Consider the following 25023-nt stretch of genomic DNA (forward strand, 5'->3'; position numbering starts at 1 on the left):
CTGGCTCCCGGCAACGCAAAACGCCGCCCTTACGAACGCCAAGGGCGGCGTTTTAGCTGACAAGCGAGCAAGTGATCTGAAAAGATTCACGAACCCGCCGCTCTCACCGGACTGCTTTATCGCGAAATACCTAGCCGCGTTTTAGCATCGTCGTATTCGTGCTTGAGCCGCGACACGAGTTCCGCCACTGTCGGCACGTCGTCCATCAGGCCGACGCCTTGTCCCGCGCCCCAGATTTCTTTCCACGCTTTGGCTTTGATCGCCGAGTCGCCGAAATTCATTGCTGCTTTATCCGACGCTGGCAGCGCGTCTGGATCGAGTCCGGCATTGAGAATGCTCTGACGAATGTAGTTGCCGTGTACGCCGGTAAATAGGTTCGTATAGATGATGTCGGCCGCCTTCGACCCCACGATCGCAGTCTTGTAGTCTTCCAGCGCATGCGCCTCGCGCGTGGCAATAAAACGTGTGCCGATATACGCGAAATCTGCGCCCATGGCCTGCGCGGCGAGAATCGAACCACCGTTGGCAATGGCCCCGGACAATGCGATCGGACCATCGAAAATACGCCGTACTTCGCCTACCAGCGCGAACGGCGAGGTCATGCCCGCATGTCCGCCGGCGCCGGCCGCGACGAGGATCAAGCCATCGACGCCCGCTTCCAGCGCCTTCTCGGCGTGCCGCAGGTTGATAACGTCATGCAACACGATGCCGCCGTAGCTGTGCACGGCGTCGATCATCTCCTTGACCGGCGCGCGCAGGCTCGTGATGAAGATTGGCACGCGATGTTCCACGCACACCCGCACGTCCGCCTCAAGCCGCGCGTTCGAGTGATGGACGATCTGGTTGACCGCGACCGGACCGACCGGCGCGCCCGGATTCGCCGCCTTGTGCGCCTGGATTCCTTCGCCGATCTGCGTGAGCCATTCGTCGAGCAATTCGGCCGGCCGCGCATTCAGCGCAGGAAACGAGCCGACAATACCCGCCTTGCATTGCGCGAGCACGAGCTCGGGATAGCTGACGATGAACATCGGCGAGGCGATGACGGGTAGCGCAAGGTGTTGCAGAGCGGCGGGAAGTGCCATGACACGAGTCTCCTGATTGAATGTGAAAGCCGGCGATGCGCGCGCGTCCATCTGACGTGGGGCCACAACAACTGCACAGTAACCGCGCATGGCGATTGCCGCCGGACTTTGGCGTTGCTCAAGCGCATGCCTTCAAATCAAAGTCATGCGAACGGTCGTTCTATTATAGGCGAATCTTCCGATGCACGATCACCAAAGACATTGGAAGAAGTCTTCAGCTTCTACGAAAGCGCCTGCCAGCAAGCAGTTTAGTATCGCCGTGGACGCCTACAATGCTTTTCCCGCCACGCCGATTATTCACGCCATGCCGTTCGAAGACTACGAGCCGTTCACCTTCAATGCCGCGGGCGTCGAACTCTTCGGTATGAAGGGCGGTAACGGGCCGCCGCTTCTGCTGCTTCACGGCCACCCGCAGACACATGAGATCTGGCATCGGCTGGCTGCCGTCCTGGCGCAGCATTTCACCGTGATCGCGACCGATCTGCGCGGTTACGGCGCATCAGCGAAACCGCCCAGCGACGCGCAGCACACACCCTATTCGAAACGCGCGATGGCTGCCGATCAGGTCGCGGTCATGCGGAATTTCGGTTTCGAGCGCTTCATGGTCTGCGCGCATGATCGCGGCGCGCGGGTGGCGCACCGGATGGCGCTGGATTTTCCGCAGGCTGTCGACCGCCTGATGCTGCTCGACATAGCGCCAACGCTCGCCATGTACGAAGCCACCGATCGCGCCTTCGCCACCGCCTATTTTCACTGGTTCTTCCTGATCCAGCCTGAGCCGTTGCCGGAATTGCTGATCGGCGCGCATCCGGACGCGTATGTCGAGCGCGTGATGGGTAGTCGCCACGCGGGTCTCGCGCCGTTTGCCCCGCACGCTTTGCAGGCTTACCGCGACGCGCTGCGTCAGCCGGGCGCGGTACATGCGATGTGCGAGGACTATCGGGCGTCGGCGAGCATCGATCTCGAGCACGATCGAGCGGATATTGAGTGCGGCAACAGGGTCGCGTGTCCACTGCGGGTCTTGTGGGGGCAGGAAGGTGTGATCGAACAATGCTTCGAGCCGTTGGCCGAATGGCGTCGTGTCGCACGCGATGTCAGTGGCCGAGCGTTGCCTTCCGGCCACTATATTCCGGAAGAAGTACCCGATGAATTGCTCGCGGAAATGCTGGCGTTTTTCGAGGCAAGCGAGGAGGCATAAGGGCGCAGCGTGTGCGCGTCACGGTGCGTTCAAGCGGCTGTTATTTTTCTGTAGGGAAAGCACCGATGCGTCTCAAAAACAGGCGCGCTACGATGCATTCGGCGCTGATCACGTCTACAAAATTCCGCCGCTTGGGCTTGGCCGTTCGACGACAAATCGATAGCTGACAAGCGGCTTTCTTTTTGTCTGTTTGTTATGCCCGTGCGTTCAGGCAACGCTCACCGTATCGCCTTCCATCTTCAGCACGCCGCTCGCTGCCAGTTCGGAGAGATACTTGCGCACTAACCGCTGCCGATCATCGGAGAGAAGGTTAGCGGCGGCGCGCATGGCGCCGGCTTTATCTATGAGCAGCAACAAGTCGCTGAGCGGCATAGAGCGCAACTCCATCAGCTTGAACACGATCAATACCTTCAGCGCATTCTTCGCGTTGCGCACAGGATCGGCGCGCAGGTAATCGATTCGCGAGAAAGCGATATCCAATGCCTTCAGTACATTCGTGAACGGCGCGCCATGGCCAGGAATCACCGCCCGCACGTCCAGTGTTGCGATCAATTCGAGCACCGCGCGTTGTTCCGCGAAGCCGCTCTCGCCTTCCAGTTCCGGAAAGATCACGCCGAAGCCGTTTTCCCACAGCGCGTCGGCGCTGACCAGCAGCCGTTCTTCAGCGCAATACAACATCAGCGAATGCGGATCGTGACCGGGCGCGCCGAGCACCGACCAGTCGAGGCCACCCAGTTGGAGCGTCGCTCCCGGCGCAATTGTTCCGGTGAAACCGAAACGCTCGCAGGTTTGCCCGGTCGCGCGGAACGTGAGTTTCTCTTCGTCCCATTCACGCACGGCGTCGGCCTCTGTTTGCGGAATCAGCGTCTCGCAGACGAAGTTCGCTTGCAGCAGCGCATTGCCGCCGCAATGGTCCGAATGCAGATGCGTGTTCACAATCAGATCGAGCGTGCGTTCACTGCCAAGCGCTTGCCGAACGAGCGCCAGCGTCTGTGGCGCGTGTGTCGCGTAGCCGGAATCGACCAGCGCGGTGCGGGCGTTATCGATGAAGAACACGTTATTCGACGACAGCCAGCCGCGCTCAAACACCCGCATGGACGCCGGTAACGCGATCATGCGTTTGACCCCTTCGGCATCACAACAATGGTCGCGCTCGCCTTGACCATGATCTCGCCGTCCTGGTTCAGCGCCTGGCCTTCCAGCTTCACGAGATCGCCGTTCAAGCTCGGCTTCCAGTGCGCTTCAGTAACTTGCCAGCTCATCGCGAGCACGTCGTTCGCCTTGACTGCGCGCACGAGCTTGATGCCGAATTCAAGGCCGAGCGCCTGGGCGTAGGCGGAAAAATGCGTGGCGAGCATCGCCATCAAATGCGCCGTGGGTTGCGTGCCCGATGCGATCAGCGACCCGAAGCGGCTGGCTTCGGCATAGGCATCGTCGTGATGCAGCGGGTTTTGATCGTTCACCAGTGTGGCGAACGACTTGATGGAGTCGGGCGGCAACGCCAGCGTGGCGGTGACACGCTCACCGATGCGCACCACACGCGGCCCTTTTTTCCGCGCTTCCGCTTGCGTCAGAACTATCGCCCGTTGCGTGTCATTGAAGGAAGACCAGCCCGCTATTTCATCGATCGTACGAAAACAGCCGTCGCAAAGCCCCGTCGATGGATTCATCCGGCATACATCGATACACGGCGATGTGACGGCCTCAGTCATCACGCAGTCTCGCGCAATGCGACATCGGCGATGGGTGCGCCCGTCAGCGCGACCAGCTCCTCCGGCGTCAGGTTGAACACCGCGTGCGGATGACCGGCGGCAGCCCAGAGGCTGTCGAGCGCGAGCAGGTCTTCATCGATCAGCGTCAGCGGCGTGGTGGCATGGCCGATCGGGCACACGCCGCCGATTGCGTAGCCGGTTTTCTCGCGGACGAACTTGGCGTCCGCGCGGGCGAGTTCGCCTACGCGCTCGGCCACTTTTTTCTCGTCCACACGATTCACGCCGCTGGCAATCACGAGCACCGGCGCATCGTCTTTCTTGCGGCGAAACAGGATCGATTTGGCGATTTGCGCGACTGAGCAACCAAGGCCAGCGGCTGCTTCAGCGGATGTTTTCCCGGTTTCGGCGAGCATTACAACGGGGCTGGCGTGTCCGCGTTCCTGCAGCAGCATCGCCACGCGGCGAGCAGATTCGGGCAAGGCGTCGAGTGTTTCATTCATCGTGTTTTTATCCAAAGTAACAAGCCGATCATCAAACGCAGGGCGCCACACCGTCGCGTTTTTTCGCGAGCAATGCACGTCCCACTCGCGACGCGCTCGGCTTGCCGATTGCACGCGAAATGAAGTCGCCGATTTCCACGAGTTGATCGAGATCAACGCCGGTTTGAATACCAAGGCCATTCAGCAGAAAGATCACGTCCTCGGTCGCGACGTTGCCGGTCGCGCCTTTCGCGTACGGACAACCGCCGAGTCCCGCCACGGAGGCGTGGAAAATCTCGATGCCTTCCTGCAGCGACGCGTAGATATTCGCCACCGCCTGACCGTAGGTATCGTGGAAATGGCCGGAAAGGCGTTCGCGCGGGAACACCTTCGATACCGCCGCCATCACGTCGCGCGTGCGGCCCGCAGTGCCCACGCCGATGGTGTCGGCAATATCGATTTCATCGCAGCCGAGCGCCTTCATGCGCTGCACGACATCGACCACGGCTTCGACCGGCACATCGCCTTGGTATGGACAACCCAGCGCACACGAAATGCTGCCGCGCACGCGCAAGCCCGCTTCTTTCGCCGCCTTCGCGACGGGTTCGAAGCGCGCGATGCTTTCCGCAATGCTGCAGTTGATGTTCTTCTGCGAGAACGCTTCGCTGGCCGCACCGAAGATGACGATTTCATCGACTTTCGCGTCCAGCGCTGCTTCGAAGCCGCGCAGGTTCGGCGTGAGCGCCGAGTAAATCGTGCCCGGACGCCGCTCGATGCCGGCCATCACAGCCGCACAGTCGGCCATTTGCGGCACCCATTTCGGCGAGACGAACGATGCCGATTCCACGTTCTGCAAACCCGCGTTTGCCAGCCGGTTCACCAGTTCGATCTTGACCTCAGTTGCAACGAATTCCTTCTCGTTTTGCAGGCCGTCGCGCGGTCCCACTTCGACGATTTTTACTTTGGCCGGTAGCATGCCTGTCTCCTTTGAATACGTGTCTGTCTTCGCGGCTCGATAACATTTCGATAAGCCTTCGATAACCCTTAATACCCGCGTTTCACATCGACTATGCCGGATATCGGCTCGCCGCGCGTGAGCGCCAAGATCTTGCCCGCGACCTGCTCCGTGCTTTCCTCGCGCAGCGTTTCGGCGGAGATATGCGGCGTGATCGTGAGGCGCGGCGTGTTCCAGAACGGATGATTGTCCGGCAACGGTTCGGTGTGAAAGACATCGAGTGTTGCGGCGGCGATCTGGCCGGTTTGCATGGCGTGGAGCAAATCATCGTCCACCAGATGCCCGCCGCGCGCCAGGTTGACGAGATACGCGCCCGGTGCGAGCCGTTCGAACGTGCGCCGGTTCAGAATGCCTTCGGTGTCCGGTGTATGTGGCAGCAGGTTGATGAGCACCCTTGTGCCGTCGAGGAAGGTGTCGAACTGTTCGTCGCCGGCGAAAGTCTTGACGCCTTCCACATCCCGCTTGGTACGGCTGAAACCGCGCACCGGCATGCCGAATGCCGTCAGCGCCTGCGCGACTCGCGCGCCGAGAACGCCCATGCCCAGCACGCCGACCGTGAAGTCCTTCAGCGCGTAGGGCGGTAGTTTTTGCCAGCGATGTTCGCGCTGGAGCGCATCGTATTCGTCCAGACGGCGCAGGTAGCGCAGCACCGTGTGGGTTGCGTACTCGACCATCTGGTGGCCCATGCCGCTGTCTTCCAGGCGCACGAGCAGCGCGTTTGGCGGCAGTGTGCCGGGCTGCTTGCGTTCGATTTCAAGGATCGCATCAACACCCGCGCCCAGATTGAACACCGCCTTCAGATCCGGCCGGTTCGCGAACAACTCCGGCGGCGCGCGCCAGACGACCGCGTAGTCGGCAGGGGCGGTGTCGCCGGGTTGCCACAGGCGGACATCGGCGCCGGGAAGCGCGCGGGTTAGATCGGCAAGCCAGAGCGAGGCTTCGGTGTGGTGTTCGTACAGAATGATCTTCATCGGTGGCTCGTGTTCACAGAGATAGGGCGCGCAGATTGAGCGTTGAATTGTGTCCGAAATTAAGCCTATTTTACGGTTTCGCCGTGGTTTCGCCGGTTTCGTCGATTAACACGCGCAGCGCCGGGGACTACGCCACCTCCACGCCACGGATTCCGCCCGATTGCCGCCGATAACCAAATGACGAAAACTTGGTTCGCGCCGACGCGCTTACGCAGCAGAATTGTTCCTCACCATGCCGGCTACGAGCTGGCAGCGAGGTTCACATGAGTTCATGCAGCACGTCCGCGTGGCCGCCCCGGCTCGTCACCGTGCCGGGTTTGCACGGCAGCGAGGGCGCGCATTGGCAAACGTGGCTGGAACGTCAGTTGCCGAAATCACGACGCGTCGAGCAGGACGACTGGGACGCGCCTCGACTGGACGCGTGGGCGCACTCCGTCGCGGATACGGTGGCGAGCGTTCGTGGTCCCGTCATTCTTGCCGCGCATAGTTTCGGTTGCCTTGCCGCTGCGCACGCGATCGCACAAGGGCTGACCGGCAACGCGGTGGCCGGCGTGCTGTTTGTCGCGCCCGCCAGCCCGGACAAGTTCCGGTTCGCCGGTGCGTTCGAGCCGCGCCGACTTGCGGTGCCGTCGGTGCTGATCGCGAGCATGACTGATCCGTGGATGCCCTTCGACCAGGCGATGCGCCTCGCGAGTCAACTTGGCAGCGCGTTCGTGAACCTTGGCGATTCCGGGCACATCAACACGGCGGCGGGGTTCGGCCCGTGGCCGCGCGCAAAATATTTCGTCGATACCTTGATTCATTGCGCAGCCCCGGCGCATTTCGCGGAGCAACCCGACGTGTTCGACCGCTTCGGGCACTTCGAACAGGCGGCTTATGGATGAGTTGTCCGATGCATTCCAGTGCCGGCTTTTCGATAGAATCGCCGCTTCGCAGCGGTTTGCACTATTCGAAGAATCGGGGGATGTATGGCGGGTTTGAAGCATTGGGCAGCGATCGCGGCGCTGAGTTTCGCTACGTTCAGCACGTTCGCTCACGCGGATACGGCGTTGCTCAACGTCTCGTATGACGTCACGCGCGAGTTGTACAAGGACATCGATACCGCGTTTATCGCCGACTATAAGCAGAAGACCGGCCAGACACTTTCCGTGCGCCAGTCGCATGGGGCGTCGAGCGCGCAGGCTTTGTCGGTGATGCAGGGTCTTCAGGCTGACGTGGTGACCATGAACCAGCCGAACGACATCGACTTGCTGGTCGAGCGCGGCGGCCTCGTACCCGCCAACTGGCGCACGCTTCTGCCGAATAACGCGGTGCCGTATACGACCACCATGGTGTTTCTGGTGCGCCATGGCAACCCTAAGAACATCAAGGACTGGAGCGACCTGGCGCGTCCCGGCGTGCAGGTCGTGATCGCGAATCCGAAGACATCGGGTAACGGGCGTTATGCGTATCTGGCGGCGTGGGGCTACAAGAAGCAGCAAGGCGCAACGGACAGCCAAGCGCAAGCGTTCGAGAAAGCCATCTTCAAGAACGTGCCGGTGCTGGATACGGGCGGTCGCGGCGCGACGACGACCTTCACGCAACGCGGTATTGGCGATGTGCTGGTGACGTTCGAAAACGAGGTCGCGTTGATGAATGCGGGCGCGAGCGGAAAGGATTTCGACGCTGTGTATCCGTCGGTGAGTTTGTTAGCCGAGCCGCCGGTCGCGGTGGTTGCCAAGGTCGTGGACAAGCGCGGGACGCGCAAGGAAGCGCAGGCGTACCTGACGTATTTGTGGACACCGGCAGCGCAGGAAATCATCGCGCAGCATCATCTGCGCCCGCGTAACGCCGAGGTGCTGGCGAAGCACGCAAGCGAATTCAAGCCGATCAAGACGTTCACGGTGGAGCAGGTTTTTGGCAACTGGCAGAAGGCGCAGCAAACCCATTTCTCCGATGGCGGCACGTTTGATCAGGTGATTGTGGATAAGAATTGAGGGGAGATAAGTTCGCCCTACCGCGACCTTGGAGATTTTCCCGAAATGAGCTAAACTCGTTACATGTAACGGAGGATGTAATGAGGCAAAATGTTGCTGAACGAGTAGGAAAGCGCCGCGCGGCGTTGCGCGCAGCGGGGCTTCGCCCAGTCCAAATTTGGGTGCCTGACACGCGGCGCGAAGGTTTTGCAGAGGAGTGCCGCCGTCAGTCTTTGCTGTTACGCGAGGACTCACAGGAAACTGAGATTCTCGATTTTATTGAAGCCAGTATGGACACGAAGGGCTGGGAGTGAGGCGCGGCGACCTGGTTACCGTTTCAGTTCAAGGTAACTACGGCAAACCGCGCCCCGCTCTCATCGTGCAATCGGATCTGTTTTCAGAGCATGGTTCAGTAACGGTTCTGTTGCTGACGAGCGAGTTGCGCGACACGCCGCTATTTCGTGTGGCTATCGAGCCTGACGAAATCAATCAACTGTCTAAACGGTCACAAGTAATGGTTGACAAAGCAGTCACCATGCCGCGGGAAAAGCTCGGTGAAGTGTTCGGGCGGCTCGAAGGAGAGCTCATGATAAGTGTGAATCGTGCAATGGCCGTGTTTCTGGGAATTGCATAACAGCAATCCACAGTTGGACTGATGAAAATGCAAAAGCCCCGAAGTATCGGGGCTTTTTGCTGCCACTTCACCAACTCGTCACTGTACCTGCGCATGCCCGCACTTAACCTCGCAAGCCTCGGCCGCTTGCATCTGCTGCGACGCTTCCGCGCGCATCCCCAACCGCTCCAGCAATTTCCGGTCGGCTTCAGCTTGCGGGTTGCTCGTTGTCAGCAACTGGTCGCCGTAGAAAATCGAGTTCGCGCCGGCGAGGAAACACAGCGCCTGCAACGCTTCATCCATCTGCTCGCGTCCCGCCGATAACCGCACCATCGCCTTGGGCATCGTGATGCGCGCAACCGCGATCGTGCGCACGAATTCGAACGGATCGAGCGGAGCCGTACCCGTCAGCGGTGTGCCTTCCACCTGCACCAGATTGTTGATAGGCACCGATTCCGGATACGGCTCCATGTTCGCCAGCTGCGTGATCAGCCCAGCCCGTTCACGCCGCGTTTCGCCCATGCCAACAATGCCGCCGCAACATACGTTGATGCCTGCATCGCGGACGTGTTCGAGCGTATCCAGACGATCCTGGTACGTACGCGTCGAGATGATCTGCCCGTAGAACTCTGGCGATGTATCGAGGTTGTGGTTGTAGTAATCCAGCCCGGCATCGCGCAGACGTGTCGCCTGATGCGCTTCCAGCATGCCGAGCGTCACGCAGGTTTCCAGGCCCATGGCCTTCACGCCGCGAATCATGTCGGCGATCGGTTCCAGATGCTGGTCCTTCGGATTGCGCCACGCCGCGCCCATGCAGAAACGCGTCGCGCCGTTCGCCTTGGCGATTTCGGCGGCCTTCAAAACTTCATCGACGGCCATCAGCTTGTCGGCCTTCAACCCCGTGTCGTGATGCGACGACTGCGGGCAATACGCGCAATCTTCCGGGCAACCGCCGGTCTTGATCGACAGCAGCGTGGAGAGCTGGACCGTGTTGGCATCGAAGTGTTCGCGATGCACGGCCTGCGCACGAAACATCAAGTCGTTGAACGGCAGGTCGTACAGCGCGACGATATCCGCCACGCGCCAGCGCGCCAGCGTTTGCGGTGCAGCGGGTTGAGCGGCGGGTTGAGTCGCGTTGTCAGTAGATTGCACTTGCGTCATGTGAGGATCCTTTTCGTTTTGCAGATAACGATAATTTACTGGCCCGCGCCGGCTGAACGAAGCGTGTCCAGCAGCAGGGAGGTATCTAGATAAGCCATAGCCGCGCGAGCGTCCGGCGGCGTAAGGCGGGGAATTGTGCCGAGGAGGGGCGCGTTGAATTGACTGTCCAGCCGCAACCGGATTGCTTCGATGTTCTCAGCAGGAAACAGCATGGCGGGATCGATCTGGTTAGCCACCCAGCCCACCAGATGCAGTCCCCGTGCTGCTATAGCCTCAGCGCTCAGCAACGCGTGGCTGATGCAGCCAAGCCGCATGCCGACCACGAGCACGACCGGCAGGTTCAACGCGAAGGCGAGGTCGGCGGTATCGTGGACATCGGTGAGCGGCACGCGGAATCCGCCCACGCCTTCCACCACGACCACGTCCGCTTGTTGCACGGCGAACTTGTGCGCTTCCACGATCCGCGCAATATCTAGCGACACGTTCTCGCGGGCTGCCGCAATGTGCGGCGCGGCGGCTTCCTTCAGCAGGAACGGCGTGCGTATCAATGGCGGCAGCGCAACGTTCGCGGCGGCATCGAGTTGATCGGCGTCTTCGTTGTGCCACTCGCCATCGCGTTCGAACGCTCCTGCCGCGATGGGTTTCATCGCGGCGGCACGCAAGCCGAGGGCGGCAAAGCCGTGCAGTAACGCAGCGGATACCAGTGTCTTGCCGATCTCGGTATCGGTGCCGGTGACGAAGAGTGAGAGTGGCGCGGTCATGATCGATTGCTCAAGGTTTGCAGTGCATCGTCGAGCTTCGCGAGGTCGTCGTGACTATGCGCCGCCGAAAGCGAAATGCGCAGGCGCGACGTCCCCGCCGGAACCGTCGGCGGCCGGATTGCTGGCACCCACATGTGGTATTCATCGAGGGCTGCAGCGAGCTTCAGCGTCTCTTCATTGCCGCCGATAATCAACGGTTGAACTGCCGTATGCGAATCCACGGGCGACCATCGCGTGCGCTTCAAAATGGCGCGCGTACTGTCGATCAGCGTAGCCAGATGCGCGCGCCGTTCATCGCCTTCCTGTCCACCGATAATCTCTAAACTGGCCGATACCGCATGCGCCACGGCCGGCCCCGATGCCGTCGTAAAGATATACGGCCGCGCGCGCTGCACGAACCATTCGATCACCGTCTCATGCGCGATCACGAACGCGCCGGACACGCCTGCTGCCTTGCCCAACGTGCCAACGTACACGAGATGCGGCGAGCGCAACGCAGCCTCAGCCAACGCACCGCGGCCTTGCGGACCGAGCACGCCGAAGCCGTGCGCATCGTCTACCACCAGCCATGCGCCATGCCGCTCCGCCAACTCGAGCAACCGTGCGAGCGGGGCGATATCGCCGTCCATGCTGAAGACGGAATCCGTAACGATGATCTTCGTGCCGCCCTCATTCGCCGATGCCTCGAGCATGGCGTCGAGCGCTTGCGCGTCGGCATGAGGATAGATGCGAATTTGCGCACGCGACAAACGAGCGCCATCGATTAGCGATGCATGGTTCAACGCATCGCAGAACATCAGCGTGTCGCGGCCACCTGACGCGCCCAACGCGCCGAGCGTAGTCAGCGTCGCGAGATTCGCCATGTAGCCGGTGCTGAAATACAGCGCTCGCGCCTGGTCGACGAAACCGCCGGAAAACGCTGCGAGATCGTCTTCAAGCTTCGCATGCGCGCGCGAATGGCCGCCGAGCAAATGCGATCCGCCGCTCCCCGCGCCATATTTTCGTGCGCCTTCCGCGAGTGCTTCGCGCAAGCTTTCGTGCGCTGCGAGCCCGAGATAATCGTTGCTCGCAAAGCCGATGATCTCGCGTCCGTCCACCGTCATGTGAGCGGCGCAGGCGCTGTCGGCAATGCGTCGGCGACGACGCAAACCGTTGCGCTCGATATCGGCGAGACCTTGTTTCAGGGACTCGAAAAGAGCGGGCGATGTATTGCTCATACGGCCTCCGATAACGTGGCGTCGAAGACGGTGCGGGTGCGTTCGGCGAGCAGCGCGAGTTCGTCGTCGCTGAGAATGTACGGCGGCATCAGATAGACGGTCTTGCCTATGGGTCGCAACAATAGCTCGTGTTTCAAGGCGTTTTCGAAGAAACGCCGGGAGAATGAGCGAGCCTGGGTGGGATCTTCAATGACGGCGTCGAAGGCGAAGATGGTGCCGCGTTCGCGCAGGTTCCTCACATGAAGATGATCTTGAAGCGGGCTCAACGCAGCGCGCAACACCGACGATTTACGGCGGTTTTCTTCAAGCACGTTGGCGCTTTCGAACAGGTCGAGCGTCGCCAAAGCGGCGCGGCATGCAAGCGGGTTGCCCGTGTACGAATGCGAGTGCAAGAAGCCGCGCGTCATGTCGTCATCGTAGAACGCGGCGTAGATTTCATCGCGTGTCAGCACGATGGATAGCGGCAAATACCCGCCGCTGATTCCCTTCGATAAACACAGGAAATCCGGCCAGATCTCAGCCTGTTCGCACGCGAAGAACGTGCCGCTGCGACCACAGCCGACAGCAATTTCATCGGCGATGAGATGCACGCCGTAGTCATCGCACAATGCACGCAGGCCCTTCAAATACGAGGGATCGTGCATCGCCATGCCGGCCGCGCATTGTACGAGCGGCTCCACGATCACGGCTGCAAGTTGCGGGGCTTTGGCATCGAACAGCGTTTTCATGTCTGCGAGCGCGCGTTCGGCCACATCACGCGCCGTCTCGCCTTCGCGGGCTTGACGAGCATCTGGCGATGTCACCACGTGCGCGTGGCGAATCAACGGATCGTAGGCGTCCTTGAACAATGCGACGTCGGTTACGCCAAGCGCGCCGATGGTCTCGCCGTGATAGCTGTTCGCGAGGCACACGAATTCGCGCTTCTCCGCGCGGCCGCTGTTGCGCCAGAAGTGGAAGCTCATTTTCAACGCGATTTCGACTGCCGACGCGCCGTCAGAAGCGAAGAACGCATGGCCCAGCGTGTGCTGCGTCAGGGCGTGCAGACGCTCGGCGAGCAGGACGGCGGGTTCGTGCGTGCAACCGGCGAGCATTGCGTGTTCAAGCGTGTCGAGCTGATCTTTCAGCGCGGCATTGATATGAGGATTCGCGTGGCCGAAGAGGTTGACCCACCACGAGCTGATGGCATCGAGATATCGATGCCCGTCGTGATCGTAGAGCCACGCGCCCTTGCCGCGAGCGATGGGCACGAGCGGTGTGCGCTCGTGATGTTTCATTTGCGTACACGGGTGCCATACGGCGCGTAGCGAGCGTGCGACCCAGTCATCGGGTGCAGACTTTGGCTGGTTGTTCAGGTTCAAAACGACTCCAGGGGAGCGGCCAATCATGCGCTCAGGCAAGCACTCATGCGACGCTTCCGATCACATTCAGGCAAGCCACGACGGCTTGCTCTTTTCCAGAAAACTGCGCACGCCTTCGCGGCCTTCGTCCGAGGCGCGAATTCGTGCGATACGGTCGGCGGTGTCCGAGATCAGCGTTTCATCGATTGGTTTGTCTGCCAGATCGACCACGAGTTGTTTGCACTCGCGCACGGCATTCGGGCTATTGGCGACGATCGCGGCCGCGATTGCATTGACGGTGGCATCCAGCGCGTCTGCCGCAACGACCTGATGCACGAGGCCGATACGCAGTGCTTCGGCGGCATCGAAACGTTCGGCGGTGACGAAGTATCGGTGCGATGCGCGCGCGCCTATTGCCCGGATCACGTAGGGCGCGATGGTTGCGGGCATCAGCCCGAGCTTGGCTTCCGATAAGCAGAAGTGCGCCGATTCCGCGCTGATTGCTATATCCGCGACGGCTACAAGGCCCATGCCGCCTGCGTACGCGTCCCCCTGGACCTTTGCGATCACGGGTTTCTTGCAGGCGTAGAGGGTGTTGAGCATGGTGGCGAGGCCGAGCGCATCGGCGCGATTTTCCGCGTCCGAGTAGGCGGCCATGCGTTTCATCCAGTTGAGGTCGGCGCCGGCACAGAATGCCGGGCCGTTTGCGCTGAGGATGATGACGCGGATGGACGCATCGTCGGCGAGCGCGCGGAAAGCGGCGGTCAATTCGACGATAGTGGCTTCGTCGAAGGCATTGCGGACGTCGGGGCGATCGAGCGTGACGTGAGCTACGTAGCCGTCGACGGTGACTTTCAGGCGCTGCAGGTTCATTGCATCGGTCATGGGGGTTTCTCGATGTGTGCGACTGGGTGTTTCGCTTAGCGCCAATTATCCCTAAATTCGTCGAGGGATTCGATTTTGGGAGGGCGGGGGCGCCGGGCGGCGCGTGAGGCGCGAGAGGGGGCCGCGCGGTGATGTGGCTAACTTCGCTTATCGTGGAGGGTCTTGGTGGGGTTCGGGGGCTATTTCCCGCTGGCGCGGGGCCAAAGGTTTTTCGTTTACATGCAGGGGGGCTCATAGGGCGTGGTTGCGCCGCGGGTACTTATTTGGAGGTTGGTTGTCCGCGGATAGTGCGGGGTGATCCTTGGGTAGGTTCAGTCACTGGTGGCGAAGCGTGTCGGTATCTTTGACCCACAATCCAAAGTTTTACATGTCGAAGAACGACGTTTTAGATTTTCATAAAACACATACGATTGAGTGCCCGGCTTTACAACAGCAAATAGGCTTGGTGACAGCGTTGGACGCATGGTACAGCGAGATCTCTTCGATAATTCACGGTCAACTGCCAGGGGTGTGGAGTGGACAAGGCGACCTATCGAAGACTGCGCATAACTCTGAAGTTCAAGATGCCGCGACGAAGGGCGCCCGGTACGGCGGAAAGCGACCGTGACTCTGTTTTTGAGATGCGCTCCATCAGGAATGCGTTACCGTTGTGTCGTTACGATAAAAAATAATCAGGATGACGACAAAATTAGTTGCTATTCAGGGCACCTCTTATGCCTTGTATTCCGCCGACGACATCCACGGTAACGCTCCAGACTCTGGGACAGCCTTGTTCGAAAATGCGACCTTATACGAGTGGGAGCATGACTTCGAACTCGTCCAAAACATCGAAACTTGGCTTCGATCGAAGTTTTCGGATTTTAGCTGCATCGGTCGCCTGAGCATCCTTGAATATTTGCGCGATAAGGTTATGCAAGGCGAGGTCCGGGTGGTCCGGGCAGAACCCATGAGCGCAGACAATGGTTTCGTCCAACCACCCCGGCTCGCTGCGCCAAGATCGTGGGAGACGAAGCCCTTTGACCCTCCATACACGTACTACAGTTTGTTACCGGTCGCGCCCTTTGACTTCGACGGCTGGCACAGCCAGCTTGAGAGTTGGACAAACGACTTCGGCGACGCCGTAGCGACAGCGTTGCCGACGCTTCGGGGGAGTAACCTGACGCGTACGCGATTGAACGTCGCCGCTGCAATTGTCGGCGTGTTTAACCAAGGCTCGCGTTTGACCGACGCCGTAGATTTAGGCGATGTGACGGCAATCGGCGAGGCATCGACTCCGTTGAGCGGAGCAGCGCCATTCGAGTATTTTTCTAGCGCACCATCCGACGGCGTGCTTTCGATGGCAATGCGCTCGGGCCGCGATGCACAGTGCTTCGCAGACTATGAGCAGGACATGGAAATGTGCAACGTCGCCAAAGCGATGTATGGCGGCGACCCCCGAACCTACACGCTGTGCAGTTCACGCGCGTCCGAAAACTACCGTACTTGCTTGGGATATTAATGGCTGCCAACGACAAAGTATTCATCACGTTCTATGACGACGAGAGCGACGCTTTCAAATACTCATGGCTACGGCGTTCGACCGTTGAGCCATTTCTCGATCGTGCGCCCATTGACGCACTGCCGTCCCCCGCGCCGGGAGCGCCGATTACCAACGAGGACGCACGCTTGCTCGGCGGCATGGCGTTCATGAGTCTGGTTGGAGGCCGTCAGAGCCTTCGCGACCGCTTGGAGATTGTGACGGCCACGCCGATGGATTGGACGCCACCGGTCCCGCCAACCATGCCCGCGACACCGCCGCGGCCAGCAACCAACCCCACGGACGGACTGAAGGCACACGGTAATTTTCGGCACTGGCACATCGACATCATGGCGGCGCAAGGCCGCGACCTGACGCTTGGCTTGTCACTGGATAGCGTTCGAACAACCATCACTTTCCAGACCGCAACTCGATGTTCCATTGAAAACTTCGGCATCACTAACATCGTGGGCGACATTGCGATCCTTGAGGATGGCACACAGGCTTATGACGATGCGCTTGTGAAGCTTAGTAGCTGCAAGCGCCTGCATCGTGCAATGCAACCCAACTGGATCGTCAGCGTATCGTCGGCGGTCGGTGTTAACGCGTTGGTGGAGTGCGTCGCTATCAGCGTTCAGCCGTAGACGCGGCATTTCGTACAAGTGGCGGTCATCACTTATCCGAGGTGAACCGTCAGATTTCTGCTTCAGGATTTTGATGCATTTCGCGACCGTACGCGCGAACATCCGGCGACCGCTGCCAATTTTCGGTTATGGATGGACGGCTCGTGTCGGTCATTTTCTTCGACCTACTCGGCGAAAAATTCGCGCGCCACTTCTTCGCGCCGCATTCGCGGATTTCAGGAAACTACTGACCGACATACGGACGGCTTTACGACCGTTCTCGCCGATGCCGTTTTTTGCTTTCGCGATACACGTGGAACGCATCGACCGTTGGCATATCGCCAGTCTTGGCGGCGGCTTCCCGCTTGCACGACGGCCGGCACGGACGGCAGCGAGTCACCTTTTCTGATCCGGCGTAGCAATTGTAAGCTTCGCGGAACTGTAAGGCATACAGGGGACACTGGGGAACAGCACGAATTCCAGGCGTAGTGGCTAATAGCGAAAAAAGAATAGCTGACTCAGGCGGACTGCTAACTCAGAAAGCAGCAACCCGGCATAGACCGGGCAAAGGCACCTATCTTGACGCTGTCTGCGTCTGCGCGACATTCCGATCATTCCAGACCACGGCGTTATCAACGGCATACAACCGGCACGGATCGCTGCTTTGCTTCTGGCACCCGTTCAACGCCACCGCCATGGGGTCGTCACCCCCTTCCGCCCACGACCACGCACCCGAGTCTGACACCGCGAACGCGCGGCTCGAATACTGATGCAGAAAATTCTCGTAACCCTCGCGGCCGCGTTCATCGAGGAACGGCACTGCAGTCACTGCGTCCACGGTTGCATAACCCGTCGGCGTGGGTGCTTGCGGATCCGAAACCTGATATTGCCGATCCGTCGGCATGCCAACATTTTCGAGGAACGTCTTCACGCGCGGCCACCAGATCGCCACACCGTCACGGTCCCCAACCAGCCGATGCGCGTCGTTCTTATACGCGCCGAAATTGACCATGTCGGCCTGCGCGCCGTGCGCGCTATACGACGCAAACATTTCCTCAGGCAAGTTGCCCGGCCACACGGAATCGTTGGTCCCGTACATCCACAACGACGGCAGCTTCACATGCTCACCGTATTCGCCAAACGCGCTCGTCAGGTTTTTCTGCCAGCCAGGACACTCATCCTGACGCAGGCCACCGGAGAAATTGATCAGGCCACGCACGCCCTTCGCCTCACCCGCATCGTGGGCGCCATATGCCATGGTCACCAGCCCGCCGTGCGAAGCGCCTGCCACCACCACGTGCTGGCTATCGACAAACGGTTGTTTTTCCATGTAAGCCACCGTAGCTGCCACGTCGCGCGCCTGCGTGAAGCCATTGGCTTCGACGTCGCAACCGTTGCCGGTGTATTCCCCGCCCGATTCCGCAAAGCCACGGCGATTCGGCACGACAACCACATAACCATGACGCACGAACTCGCGCGCAAACGCGATCGGACGCGCGCGCGGCTGGTCATGCGCATTGCCGGGGAGCTTGCCGTGATTGAAGACGACCATCGGGAACGGACCCGGGCCATCAGGTTTGAAGATGGTGGTTTCAAGCGAGACATCGCCTGAAGGCACTTGAATGACGGACTCGTTGAGGTTTGCCTCAACAACGGGAAGCGAGGGGTCGAACGACTGCGGCACCGTGCCGAAGGCGGGTGCCTCGAGCTTCGCATACTGCTGCTCACCCAGGAACGGCTCTGCAAGCACCGAGGCGGACACCGCCGCGAGCGCAAACACGGCGCACACCTTTACACAACCTGACAACACTTGCCTAAATGCCATCCCCGAAACTCCACCCGCTTCTCGACCCGGCTACTTTCCGAAAGCACGAGTCAGCTTATTGTCACAATCCATCGATCCGGACGTTCGTACTGTCTCTCTCAGTATTGTTGGTCGGATCGTCAAGTCATGTCCCGAATAGACAAGACAATGGGCTTCAATATGCAACACCGGCGTGCTGACAGATATTTAGCTTATGAAACAGTAACTTAATATCATTCGCCAGCGACTGGCTAAAAGCGAGAGTACCCGGACAAAATGATTAGGCGCAATTAGAAAGTACCCGTGCGGCACACTAATTTTGGGGCGAAAGCAGACGTTAAGGAAATTATTGCCGCGATGCAGCGAGAATGGTCGCTACGACGTTTCAATCGCGAACATCACCGTCAACATAACGCCACAGGCCGGCGGCATCGCGTTCGAAGCGGCTCGTCTCATGCAGCCGGAATGCGCGGCCACCAAGCTTGTAGCGCGCGACAAATTCGACCTCGGCGTGATCGGTGTCAACCGGCGTGTGGCGTTTTATCTGCAAGCCAAGCCAGCGGGTGGCGGCATCCGCAGAGGTTTCCAGGTCGCGAGGGCAGGTGACATCGGCCCAGGTCGCGCGCAGATACGCCGTGTTGCCGAGCACGTAGGCGGTGTAGCGTGAGCGCATCAGTTCCATTGCGTTGCCCGCCGGTGCACGGCCTTCTATGAAGCGTCCGCAACATTCGGCATATTGAGGCGGGCGTTTTTTAACAGCGCTGTTCCCTTCCGGTAATGCGCCGCCGCAAGGGCATTCCACGGCTTCCTTCATACCCTTCATACCTCGACGCCTGGCATCTCGATGTGCCGCGGCTGCGCCTTCACACGCGCAAGCCAGGCGCGAATGGCCGGATACCGGCCGAGATCGAGGTTGGCTTCATCGGCGACATGGGTGTACGCGTAGAGCGCAATATCCGCGATGGTGTATTGCTCATCGACGAAATACGTCCGCGTCGCGAGGTGCGTCTCCATCACGTCCAGCGCGCGATATGAACCAGCGGTTTTCTCGGGCAGACGAGGATCGTCAGGGTGTTTGACGAACTGAAGAATGAAGCGCGCAACCGCGACATTGGGCTCGTGACTGTATTGCTCGAAAAACATCCATTGCAGCACGCGCGCCCGCGAAAGACGGTCCGTGGGCAGCAGCGGCGTGCCTTCGGCGAGGTAAAACAGGATCGCGTCCGACTCGAACAGGCACGTGTGCTCGTCGATCTGCAGCACCGGCACCTTGCCGTTTGGATTCAACTGACGAAACGCCTCGGTGCGCGTGGCGCCGTTCATCATGTCTACTTCATGCCAGACATACGGCCGGTTCAGTTGCTCGAGTGCAAGCCGGACCTTGTAGCAATTCCCCGACGACGCCACGCCATGTACTTGATACGCCACTTCGTGTCCTTTTCGTTTGATTGAAGCACTCACTTCGGAAACCGTACTAATCTACGGCACTCACCACGTGAGCGGCGTACCGTCGTACTGCACGAATGAGCCGTTGAATTTTTTGGGATTCGCGGCGGCCGCTGCGATCACCGCGCGCATTCCGGAAATGCTGTGCGCCGGTTCGATAGCCGCCGACGAGCCGCCCATCTCGGTGCGCACCCAGCCAGGATGCAACGCGATGCACGTCGAGCCGCGCGCTTCCAGCGACGCCGCCTTCAACGCCGCATTCACCGCGGCTTTGCTCGCACGATACAGCCAGCCCGCAGTCCCGTTCATCTCCGCGATACCGCCCATCTTGCTCGACAGCACAGCGAGCACGCCATGCGCGGCGTCGGTGAGCGGCAGGAGGAGGGGCAGCAGTTGCATCGGGCCACGGACGTTGGTGTGCATGACGTGATCGAAATCTTCCGACAGCACGGTTTCCACATGTTCGGTGCGTGGACCATATACACCCGACACGATGATCGCTACATCCAGTTTCTCGCCATCGAGTTGCCAGCCGAGTGCCGCGATCTGTTCGGCTTGCGTCGTGTCGACCGGGAAGGTTTTTGCGCCCATGGCTTCGAGTGCTTTCAACGACGCTTCGCCGCGAGCGGTGGCGAGCACGCGCCAGCCGTCGCGACAATATCCTCGCGCGAATTCGTGGCCGAGCCCGCGCGATGCACCCACGATCAATACAGTTTTCATAGTGTTCCCCTGCACGATGCTCTAAACCAGCTCAATCCCCATCGCCGTCGCTTCCCCTCCGCCGATACACAAGCTCGCCACGCCGCGTTTCAATCCGCGCTGACGCAACGCGCCGATCAAGGTCACGAGAATCCGCGCGCCCGATGCACCAATCGGATGTCCCAGCGCGCAAGCGCCGCCGTTGACGTTGACCTTGTCGTGCGGCAAATCGTGTTCCCGCATGGCGGCCATCGCGACGACGGCAAACGCTTCGTTGATCTCGAACAAATCGACTTCGTTTGCACGCCAGCCGTTCTTATCGAGCAGCTTGCGGATCGCACCGACAGGCGCGGTCGTGAACAACGCTGGTTCCTGCGCGAAGGTACTGTGCCCGACGACCCGCGCGAGCGGCGTGACACCGAGCCGCTTTGCTGTGGATGCCCGCATCATGACGAGTGCGGCGGCGCCATCGGAGATAGACGATGCATTGGCAGCCGTCACCGTGCCGTCTTTCGCGAACGCGGGTTTGAGCGTAGAAATCTTGTCGATATTCGCCTTGAACGGCTGTTCGTCGTGGTCAATAACGGTATCGCCCTTGCGACCCGCCACGGTGACCGGTGCAATTTCCCAATCGAACGAACCGTCCTCATTCGCCCGCTTCGCACGGCGCAGCGACTCCACCGCAAACGCGTCCTGCGCTTCCCGCGAAAACTTGTACGACCCGGCGCATTGCTCCGCGAACGCACCCATCAGCCGGCCTTTTTCATACGCGTCTTCAAGGCCATCGAGGAACATATGATCGAGCACCTGACCGTGGCCCATGCGCATGCCGCCACGCGCCTTCGGCAGCAAATACGGCGCGTTGGTCATGCTCTCCATCCCGCCCGCGACAATCACGTCCGCCGATCCGGCCAGCAGCATGTCGTGCGCGAACATGGCGGCGCGCATACCCGAGCCGCACATCTTGTTGACCGTGGTGCTGCCAACGGATAGCGGCAGGCCTGCGCCAAGCGCGGCTTGCCGCGCGGGCGCCTGGCCGAGTCCGGCGGGCAGCACGCAGCCCATCACGGCTTCTTCGATCTGCTCGGGCTTCAGCCCGGCGCGTTCAACCGCGGCGCGGATTGCCACCGAGCCGAGTTGCGGCGCTGTCACCGTGGCGAAGTCGCCTTGAAAAGCGGCCATCGGCGTGCGTACTGCCGACACGATCACCACCGGATCAGTTACGAAATCAGTCATGTTTCAGCTCCTTGATCACACCTTTCACAATAGCGGGGATATCGCCGAGACGAGCGGCATCGGAGGCGAGCACATCGTTGTCCGATGAATGCGCGCCACCGCGCGCCAGCGAAGCGATGCATTGCCGATAGGTCGGTTCAACTTCTTCCGACCCGCTGATCATCATGCCCATGTTGCGCACGCGGCCGTCATGCACGCCGTAGGTCCAGCCGTGCACCGTGATCTCCTGACCACGTGCCCACGCATCGCGCAGGATGGTCGTATGGCACACGTTCATTGTCTGTTCGATCGTGTTCAGCTCCACCAGCCGACGATTGCGCGCGACGCCCATCGGCCATTCTTCGAGCAGCGCGGCGTGTTTGTCGCGCACGTCTTCCACGTGCCGCAGCCAGTTATCGGCCAGGCCCACGCGCCGGCCCAGGAGCGCCGCGCCCACGCCGGAACAGCCGTAGTGCCCGACCACCATGATGTGCTTGACCTTCAGCAGGTCGACGGCGAACTGGATCACGGACAAGCAGTTGAGGTCCGAGTGAACGACCACGTTCGCGATGTTCCTGTGCACGAACACCTCACCCGGCGGCAAGCCAATAATCTGGTTGGCCGGCACGCGCGAGTCCGAGCATCCGATCCACAGATACTCCGGCGCTTGCTGATCCGCGAGGCGGGAGAAATATTCAGCGTCTTCCGAGAGCTTGCGATCGACCCACTTCAGGTTGTTATCGAATAGGTGCGAGAGCGGGTTGTTGTCGTGGCTTTCAGGGTTGTCGATGTTGGACATGGCATTCAGTTCGGATAGGTTTTATGCGGCGCGTGCTGCAGGTGCGCCGTCCAGAAAACGCTCAGGATAACGAACGCAAAAACGGATACTGCGTTCGTACGGGAAGAAGTCGGCGAGCTCGCCGTTAAGGATCTGTTCCTTGTGCTTTTGCCAGAGAGCGGGGTCGAAGAAATCGGGGTGATGTTTCATGAACACGTTGCGCACGCGCGGGTCGCCGAGCAGGAATGTGTCATAGGTTTCGGGGAAGATGTCATGCGGCCCGACGGTGTACCACGGCTCGCCCGACATCTCGTCTTCCTCGTTGCGCGCTTGCGGCAGTTTGCGCACGTTGCAGTCGGTCAGATACTCGATCTCGTCATAGTCATAGAACACCACGCGGCCGTGGCGCGTGACGCCGAAATTCTTATAGAGCATGTCGCCGGGGAAGATGTTGGCCTGGATCAATTCCTTGATCGCGTTGCCATATTCCTTGATGCCGTGCTCGATTTCCGAAGGCGTGCCGTTCTGCAAATACAGGTTCAGCGGCGTCATGCGGCGCTCGATGTACAAGTGCCTGATCACCAGGTTATCGCCTTCGTATTCGATCATTGAAGGGACTTCTTTGGCGAGCTCTTTCAGCAGCGCATCGTCGAGGCGCGACAGCGGTAACGCGACGCTGGAATACTCGAGCGTATCGGCCATGCGTCCCAGCCGGTCGTGGCGTTTGACGAGCTGATACTTGTCCTGAACCTTCTTGCGCGTGGTTTCCTTCGGCGGCGGGAAGGTGTCCTTGATCAGCTTGAACACGTACGGAAACGACGGCAGCGTGAACACCAGCATCACAAGTCCCTTGATGCCCGGCGCGATGACGAATTTATCGCTGGAATGCGACAGGTGATGCAGCAAGTCGCGATAAAACAGGTTCTTGCCCTGCTTCTGCAAGCCCACCGACGTATAGATTTCCGCCTTCGGTTTGCCCGGCATGATCGAGCGCAGGAACTGCACATACGCCGATGGCACTTCCATATCCACGAGGAAATAGGAGTGCGCGAAGCTGAAGATGATCAGCAGTTGCTCTCGCTGCAACAGGACTGTATCGAGTGCAAGCAGCCCAGGTAACGCGTGACGCACGGGCACGGCGAACGGCACTACCAGATCCGCGTTGATGATCCGCCCCACTATGTACGCCGCCTTGTTGCGAAAGAACAGCGACGACAGCACGTGAATCTGGAAATTAGGCGCAGCCTTGAACTCGCCGAAGGCTTCGGTAATGGCTTGCATCAGGCACTGAACGTCGCGATGCAGATCCTCGAACGGCGGTTCGAGCTGAAAGTTCGTCACGATCCGTTCGAGTGTTGCGGCAAGCCCGTCCTTACTCGGGTAATACGCGCGATAAGTCGGCTTGGCCGCGGGTTCGTCGTTCTCGATGTACTCCGTCGAAATAGCCGGTCGCACGAAAATGAAGTCATTATTGAAGTACGAGCGATGCAGGATCTTGCAGCACACGGAGTTGAAAAACGTCTCCGCGCACTCGGGCTGCCGGTGCGACGTCAGCAAGCCGATGTAATGCAGCTTGATCTGCTGCCAGATTTCATCGTCTATGTTCTCCGCGTCGTACTCGTCTTCCAGGCGCATCACGCACTCTTCCACCCGATCGTCGTACGACGTGATGCGCTCGCGCGCGAGCCGCTGCAGCGCATGCCAGTCGCCGGCCTCGAATAGCCCCTTCGCGGCGATGGCCGCATCGCGAAACACGCGATAGTGACGGTCGAAGCCTTCGAGCAGCGTTTCCGCGACATCGAAGCCAATCTGCGACGACAGTAACTTGGGAAAGTGATTCATATCGACCCTGCACTTTGTGTGGTGTCGTCCGACGTGCGTTTAAGTGCGCTAAGTGATTACGTCTTTACGTTATTTATAAGTGTTCAAACCCGGCTTTGAATCCGGCCGATATTGTATCGCCAGATGTTTTGGTTCCTTAGGCCGCCGCCGTTCCTGCGCGTTGGTAGCTCAAGGCACCTTCGCGCCTTTCTCCTTGGCGGCCGGTGCTCCAGCCCTACGCATGCGCTTTTCAGCGTTCGCTGAAAGCAGCGCACGCCCTTGCGCTTCATACGCGGCGAGCTCGGCGAGCGTTGCGTTCAGGTCGTCCAGTTGCCGCTCCAGCACCGAGCGATGCGCCGCGATGGTGTCCAGGAACGCGTGTAACTGGGCGACCGTCCCGGTCGGCGAATCGTAGAGATCGAGCAGCCTGCTCACCTCCAGCAACGTGAACCCGAGCCGCTTGCCGCGCAGCGTCAGCTTGAGCCGCGTGCGGTCGCGCGCCGAATATACGCGACGCACGCCGTTCGTGCCTTCGCGCGCCGGCGCGAGCAAACCCTGATTCTCATAGAAGCGAATCGCGCGCGGCGTGATCTCGAATTCGCGGGCCAGGTCGGTGATTGTGTAACGCGTGTCTGTCATTGAAATTACGAGGTTCCCAGCGCTTTTCTGAAGCCGACGTTAAAATGCAGGTTAACGTTAGCGTCAACTTGGCGGCAATGCAACAACTGACAACCC

General features: G+C 60.1%; 26 protein-coding genes. 7 read left to right on the forward strand and 19 right to left on the reverse strand.

Features of this window, described 5'->3' with window-relative positions; genetic code table 11:
• Positions 1–116: 116 nt before the first annotated feature.
• Positions 117–1082 carry a nitronate monooxygenase family protein gene (locus SBC1_RS00760; protein WP_165085609.1) on the reverse strand — a complete coding sequence of 322 codons (966 nt, stop codon included), beginning with the start codon at positions 1080–1082 and terminating at the stop codon, positions 117–119.
• Between the two features lie 304 nt (positions 1083–1386).
• Here SBC1_RS00760 and SBC1_RS00765 point away from each other — a divergent pair, with 304 nt between their 5' ends.
• Complete coding sequence (locus SBC1_RS00765; RefSeq protein ID WP_165988753.1) at positions 1387–2280, forward strand: alpha/beta fold hydrolase; 894 nt, start codon at positions 1387–1389, stop codon at positions 2278–2280.
• Positions 2281–2487: 207 nt separating this feature from the next.
• Here SBC1_RS00765 and SBC1_RS00770 read toward each other — a convergent pair whose 3' ends face one another.
• The 5 genes from SBC1_RS00770 to SBC1_RS00790 form a co-directional block, all read right to left on the reverse strand.
• Positions 2488–3396, reverse strand: coding sequence for an MBL fold metallo-hydrolase (locus SBC1_RS00770; RefSeq protein WP_165986929.1), 909 nt, complete (start codon positions 3394–3396; stop codon positions 2488–2490).
• Positions 3393–3950: a DUF1289 domain-containing protein gene (locus tag SBC1_RS00775; RefSeq protein WP_241202062.1), complete on the reverse strand. Its 558-nt coding sequence runs from the start codon at positions 3948–3950 to the stop codon at positions 3393–3395. The genes SBC1_RS00770 and SBC1_RS00775 overlap by 4 nt, the downstream gene beginning before the upstream one ends.
• Before the next feature lie 41 nt (positions 3951–3991).
• Entirely contained in the window at positions 3992–4492 is a 501-nt protein-coding gene (locus SBC1_RS00780; RefSeq protein WP_165986931.1) for a YbaK/EbsC family protein, read from the reverse strand.
• A 31-nt stretch (positions 4493–4523) separates the two neighbouring features.
• On the reverse strand, positions 4524–5447 hold the full coding sequence (locus tag SBC1_RS00785) for a hydroxymethylglutaryl-CoA lyase (RefSeq protein WP_165085623.1): 924 nt from the start codon (positions 5445–5447) through the stop codon (positions 4524–4526).
• A gap of 68 nt (positions 5448–5515) precedes the next feature.
• Complete coding sequence (locus SBC1_RS00790; protein WP_165085625.1) at positions 5516–6457, reverse strand: glyoxylate/hydroxypyruvate reductase A; 942 nt, start codon at positions 6455–6457, stop codon at positions 5516–5518.
• A 263-nt stretch (positions 6458–6720) separates the two neighbouring features.
• On the opposite strand from SBC1_RS00790, the gene SBC1_RS00795 reads away from it, so the two are divergent.
• The 4 genes from SBC1_RS00795 to SBC1_RS00810 all read left to right on the forward strand — a co-directional run bounded on the left by SBC1_RS00795 (position 6721) and on the right by SBC1_RS00810 (position 9046).
• Positions 6721–7341 (forward strand): alpha/beta hydrolase, encoded by a 621-nt coding sequence (locus SBC1_RS00795; protein WP_165986933.1) that lies wholly within the window; start codon positions 6721–6723, stop codon positions 7339–7341.
• 84 nt (positions 7342–7425) lie between these two features.
• The gene (locus tag SBC1_RS00800; RefSeq protein ID WP_165986935.1) at positions 7426–8433 is read left to right on the forward strand and encodes a sulfate ABC transporter substrate-binding protein; all 1008 of its coding nucleotides are present in this window, start codon (positions 7426–7428) and stop codon (positions 8431–8433) included.
• 80 nt (positions 8434–8513) lie between these two features.
• Complete coding sequence (locus SBC1_RS00805; RefSeq protein WP_165085634.1) at positions 8514–8726, forward strand: antitoxin MazE family protein; 213 nt, start codon at positions 8514–8516, stop codon at positions 8724–8726.
• Positions 8723–9046: a type II toxin-antitoxin system PemK/MazF family toxin gene (locus SBC1_RS00810; RefSeq protein WP_165986937.1), complete on the forward strand. Its 324-nt coding sequence runs from the start codon at positions 8723–8725 to the stop codon at positions 9044–9046. Before SBC1_RS00805 ends, SBC1_RS00810 begins: the two co-directional genes overlap by 4 nt.
• A 78-nt stretch (positions 9047–9124) precedes the next feature.
• Here SBC1_RS00810 and bioB read toward each other — a convergent pair whose 3' ends face one another.
• The 5 genes from bioB to SBC1_RS00835 all read right to left on the reverse strand — a co-directional run bounded on the left by bioB (position 9125) and on the right by SBC1_RS00835 (position 14374).
• Positions 9125–10186 carry a biotin synthase BioB gene (bioB, locus tag SBC1_RS00815; RefSeq protein ID WP_165085639.1) on the reverse strand — a complete coding sequence of 354 codons (1062 nt, stop codon included), beginning with the start codon at positions 10184–10186 and terminating at the stop codon, positions 9125–9127.
• Between the two features lie 35 nt (positions 10187–10221).
• A complete protein-coding gene (gene bioD / locus SBC1_RS00820; RefSeq protein WP_165085641.1) occupies positions 10222–10947 on the reverse strand; it encodes a dethiobiotin synthase in 726 nt (241 codons plus the stop codon).
• A complete protein-coding gene (bioF, locus tag SBC1_RS00825) occupies positions 10944–12164 on the reverse strand; it encodes an 8-amino-7-oxononanoate synthase (protein ID WP_165986938.1) in 1221 nt (406 codons plus the stop codon). Before bioF ends, bioD begins: the two co-directional genes overlap by 4 nt.
• Positions 12161–13522 (reverse strand): adenosylmethionine--8-amino-7-oxononanoate transaminase, encoded by a 1362-nt coding sequence (gene bioA / locus SBC1_RS00830; RefSeq protein WP_243830257.1) that lies wholly within the window; start codon positions 13520–13522, stop codon positions 12161–12163. The genes bioF and bioA overlap by 4 nt, the downstream gene beginning before the upstream one ends.
• Before the next feature lie 66 nt (positions 13523–13588).
• Positions 13589–14374, reverse strand: coding sequence for an enoyl-CoA hydratase/isomerase family protein (locus tag SBC1_RS00835; protein ID WP_165988754.1), 786 nt, complete (start codon positions 14372–14374; stop codon positions 13589–13591).
• 688 nt (positions 14375–15062) lie between these two features.
• Between SBC1_RS00835 and SBC1_RS00840 the strand changes: the two genes are divergently transcribed.
• Together SBC1_RS00840 and SBC1_RS00845 are read left to right on the forward strand one after the other, a co-directional pair.
• Positions 15063–15884 carry a hypothetical protein gene (locus SBC1_RS00840; protein WP_165986942.1) on the forward strand — a complete coding sequence of 274 codons (822 nt, stop codon included), beginning with the start codon at positions 15063–15065 and terminating at the stop codon, positions 15882–15884.
• Complete coding sequence (locus SBC1_RS00845; protein WP_165986944.1) at positions 15884–16546, forward strand: hypothetical protein; 663 nt, start codon at positions 15884–15886, stop codon at positions 16544–16546. Before SBC1_RS00840 ends, SBC1_RS00845 begins: the two co-directional genes overlap by 1 nt.
• Positions 16547–17099: 553 nt before the next feature.
• On the opposite strand, the gene SBC1_RS00850 is transcribed toward SBC1_RS00845, so the two are convergent.
• The 8 genes from SBC1_RS00850 to SBC1_RS00885 all read right to left on the reverse strand — a co-directional run bounded on the left by SBC1_RS00850 (position 17100) and on the right by SBC1_RS00885 (position 24927).
• Complete coding sequence (locus SBC1_RS00850; RefSeq protein ID WP_165085653.1) at positions 17100–18350, reverse strand: dienelactone hydrolase family protein; 1251 nt, start codon at positions 18348–18350, stop codon at positions 17100–17102.
• A gap of 364 nt (positions 18351–18714) precedes the next feature.
• The gene (locus SBC1_RS00855) at positions 18715–19143 is read right to left on the reverse strand and encodes a YchJ family metal-binding protein (protein WP_206366036.1); all 429 of its coding nucleotides are present in this window, start codon (positions 19141–19143) and stop codon (positions 18715–18717) included.
• A gap of 5 nt (positions 19144–19148) precedes the next feature.
• A complete protein-coding gene (locus SBC1_RS00860; protein ID WP_165085658.1) occupies positions 19149–19757 on the reverse strand; it encodes a glutathione S-transferase family protein in 609 nt (202 codons plus the stop codon).
• A gap of 60 nt (positions 19758–19817) precedes the next feature.
• A complete protein-coding gene (locus SBC1_RS00865; protein ID WP_165085661.1) occupies positions 19818–20495 on the reverse strand; it encodes an SDR family oxidoreductase in 678 nt (225 codons plus the stop codon).
• A gap of 21 nt (positions 20496–20516) precedes the next feature.
• Positions 20517–21710, reverse strand: coding sequence for an acetyl-CoA C-acetyltransferase (locus tag SBC1_RS00870; protein ID WP_165986946.1), 1194 nt, complete (start codon positions 21708–21710; stop codon positions 20517–20519).
• Positions 21703–22488, reverse strand: a complete 786-nt coding sequence (gene can / locus SBC1_RS00875; RefSeq protein ID WP_165085665.1) for a carbonate dehydratase — start codon at positions 22486–22488, stop codon at positions 21703–21705. Before can ends, SBC1_RS00870 begins: the two co-directional genes overlap by 8 nt.
• 21 nt (positions 22489–22509) lie before the next feature.
• Entirely contained in the window at positions 22510–24309 is a 1800-nt protein-coding gene (aceK, locus tag SBC1_RS00880; protein WP_165986948.1) for a bifunctional isocitrate dehydrogenase kinase/phosphatase, read from the reverse strand.
• Positions 24310–24477: 168 nt separating this feature from the next.
• Entirely contained in the window at positions 24478–24927 is a 450-nt protein-coding gene (locus tag SBC1_RS00885) for a MerR family DNA-binding transcriptional regulator (RefSeq protein ID WP_165085670.1), read from the reverse strand.
• Positions 24928–25023: the final 96 nt, after the last annotated feature.

Source organism: Caballeronia sp. SBC1 (assembly GCF_011493005.1).
Lineage (GTDB): Bacteria > Pseudomonadota > Gammaproteobacteria > Burkholderiales > Burkholderiaceae > Caballeronia.

Excerpts from the sequence above, each read along its gene's own strand:
- SBC1_RS00760 (WP_165085609.1), bottom strand. The coding sequence starts at position 1,082 with ATGGCACTTCCCGCCGCTCTGCAACACCTTGCGCTACCCGTCATCGCC.
- SBC1_RS00765 (WP_165988753.1), top strand. The coding sequence starts at position 1,387 with ATGCCGTTCGAAGACTACGAGCCGTTCACCTTCAATGCCGCGGGCGTC.
- SBC1_RS00770 (WP_165986929.1), bottom strand. The coding sequence starts at position 3,396 with ATGATCGCGTTACCGGCGTCCATGCGGGTGTTTGAGCGCGGCTGGCTG.
- SBC1_RS00775 (WP_241202062.1), bottom strand. The coding sequence starts at position 3,950 with ATGAATCCATCGACGGGGCTTTGCGACGGCTGTTTTCGTACGATCGAT.
- SBC1_RS00780 (WP_165986931.1), bottom strand. The coding sequence starts at position 4,492 with ATGAATGAAACACTCGACGCCTTGCCCGAATCTGCTCGCCGCGTGGCG.
- SBC1_RS00785 (WP_165085623.1), bottom strand. The coding sequence starts at position 5,447 with ATGCTACCGGCCAAAGTAAAAATCGTCGAAGTGGGACCGCGCGACGGC.
- SBC1_RS00790 (WP_165085625.1), bottom strand. The coding sequence starts at position 6,457 with ATGAAGATCATTCTGTACGAACACCACACCGAAGCCTCGCTCTGGCTT.
- SBC1_RS00795 (WP_165986933.1), top strand. The coding sequence starts at position 6,721 with ATGAGTTCATGCAGCACGTCCGCGTGGCCGCCCCGGCTCGTCACCGTG.
- SBC1_RS00800 (WP_165986935.1), top strand. The coding sequence starts at position 7,426 with ATGGCGGGTTTGAAGCATTGGGCAGCGATCGCGGCGCTGAGTTTCGCT.
- SBC1_RS00805 (WP_165085634.1), top strand. The coding sequence starts at position 8,514 with ATGAGGCAAAATGTTGCTGAACGAGTAGGAAAGCGCCGCGCGGCGTTG.
- bioB (WP_165085639.1), bottom strand. The coding sequence starts at position 10,186 with ATGACGCAAGTGCAATCTACTGACAACGCGACTCAACCCGCCGCTCAA.
- bioD (WP_165085641.1), bottom strand. The coding sequence starts at position 10,947 with ATGACCGCGCCACTCTCACTCTTCGTCACCGGCACCGATACCGAGATC.
- bioF (WP_165986938.1), bottom strand. The coding sequence starts at position 12,164 with ATGAGCAATACATCGCCCGCTCTTTTCGAGTCCCTGAAACAAGGTCTC.
- SBC1_RS00835 (WP_165988754.1), bottom strand. The coding sequence starts at position 14,374 with ATGAACCTGCAGCGCCTGAAAGTCACCGTCGACGGCTACGTAGCTCAC.
- SBC1_RS00840 (WP_165986942.1), top strand. The coding sequence starts at position 15,063 with ATGACGACAAAATTAGTTGCTATTCAGGGCACCTCTTATGCCTTGTAT.
- SBC1_RS00845 (WP_165986944.1), top strand. The coding sequence starts at position 15,884 with ATGGCTGCCAACGACAAAGTATTCATCACGTTCTATGACGACGAGAGC.
- SBC1_RS00850 (WP_165085653.1), bottom strand. The coding sequence starts at position 18,350 with ATGGCATTTAGGCAAGTGTTGTCAGGTTGTGTAAAGGTGTGCGCCGTG.
- SBC1_RS00855 (WP_206366036.1), bottom strand. The coding sequence starts at position 19,143 with ATGAAGGAAGCCGTGGAATGCCCTTGCGGCGGCGCATTACCGGAAGGG.
- SBC1_RS00865 (WP_165085661.1), bottom strand. The coding sequence starts at position 20,495 with ATGAAAACTGTATTGATCGTGGGTGCATCGCGCGGGCTCGGCCACGAA.
- SBC1_RS00870 (WP_165986946.1), bottom strand. The coding sequence starts at position 21,710 with ATGACTGATTTCGTAACTGATCCGGTGGTGATCGTGTCGGCAGTACGC.
- can (WP_165085665.1), bottom strand. The coding sequence starts at position 22,488 with ATGTCCAACATCGACAACCCTGAAAGCCACGACAACAACCCGCTCTCG.
- aceK (WP_165986948.1), bottom strand. The coding sequence starts at position 24,309 with ATGAATCACTTTCCCAAGTTACTGTCGTCGCAGATTGGCTTCGATGTC.
- SBC1_RS00885 (WP_165085670.1), bottom strand. The coding sequence starts at position 24,927 with ATGACAGACACGCGTTACACAATCACCGACCTGGCCCGCGAATTCGAG.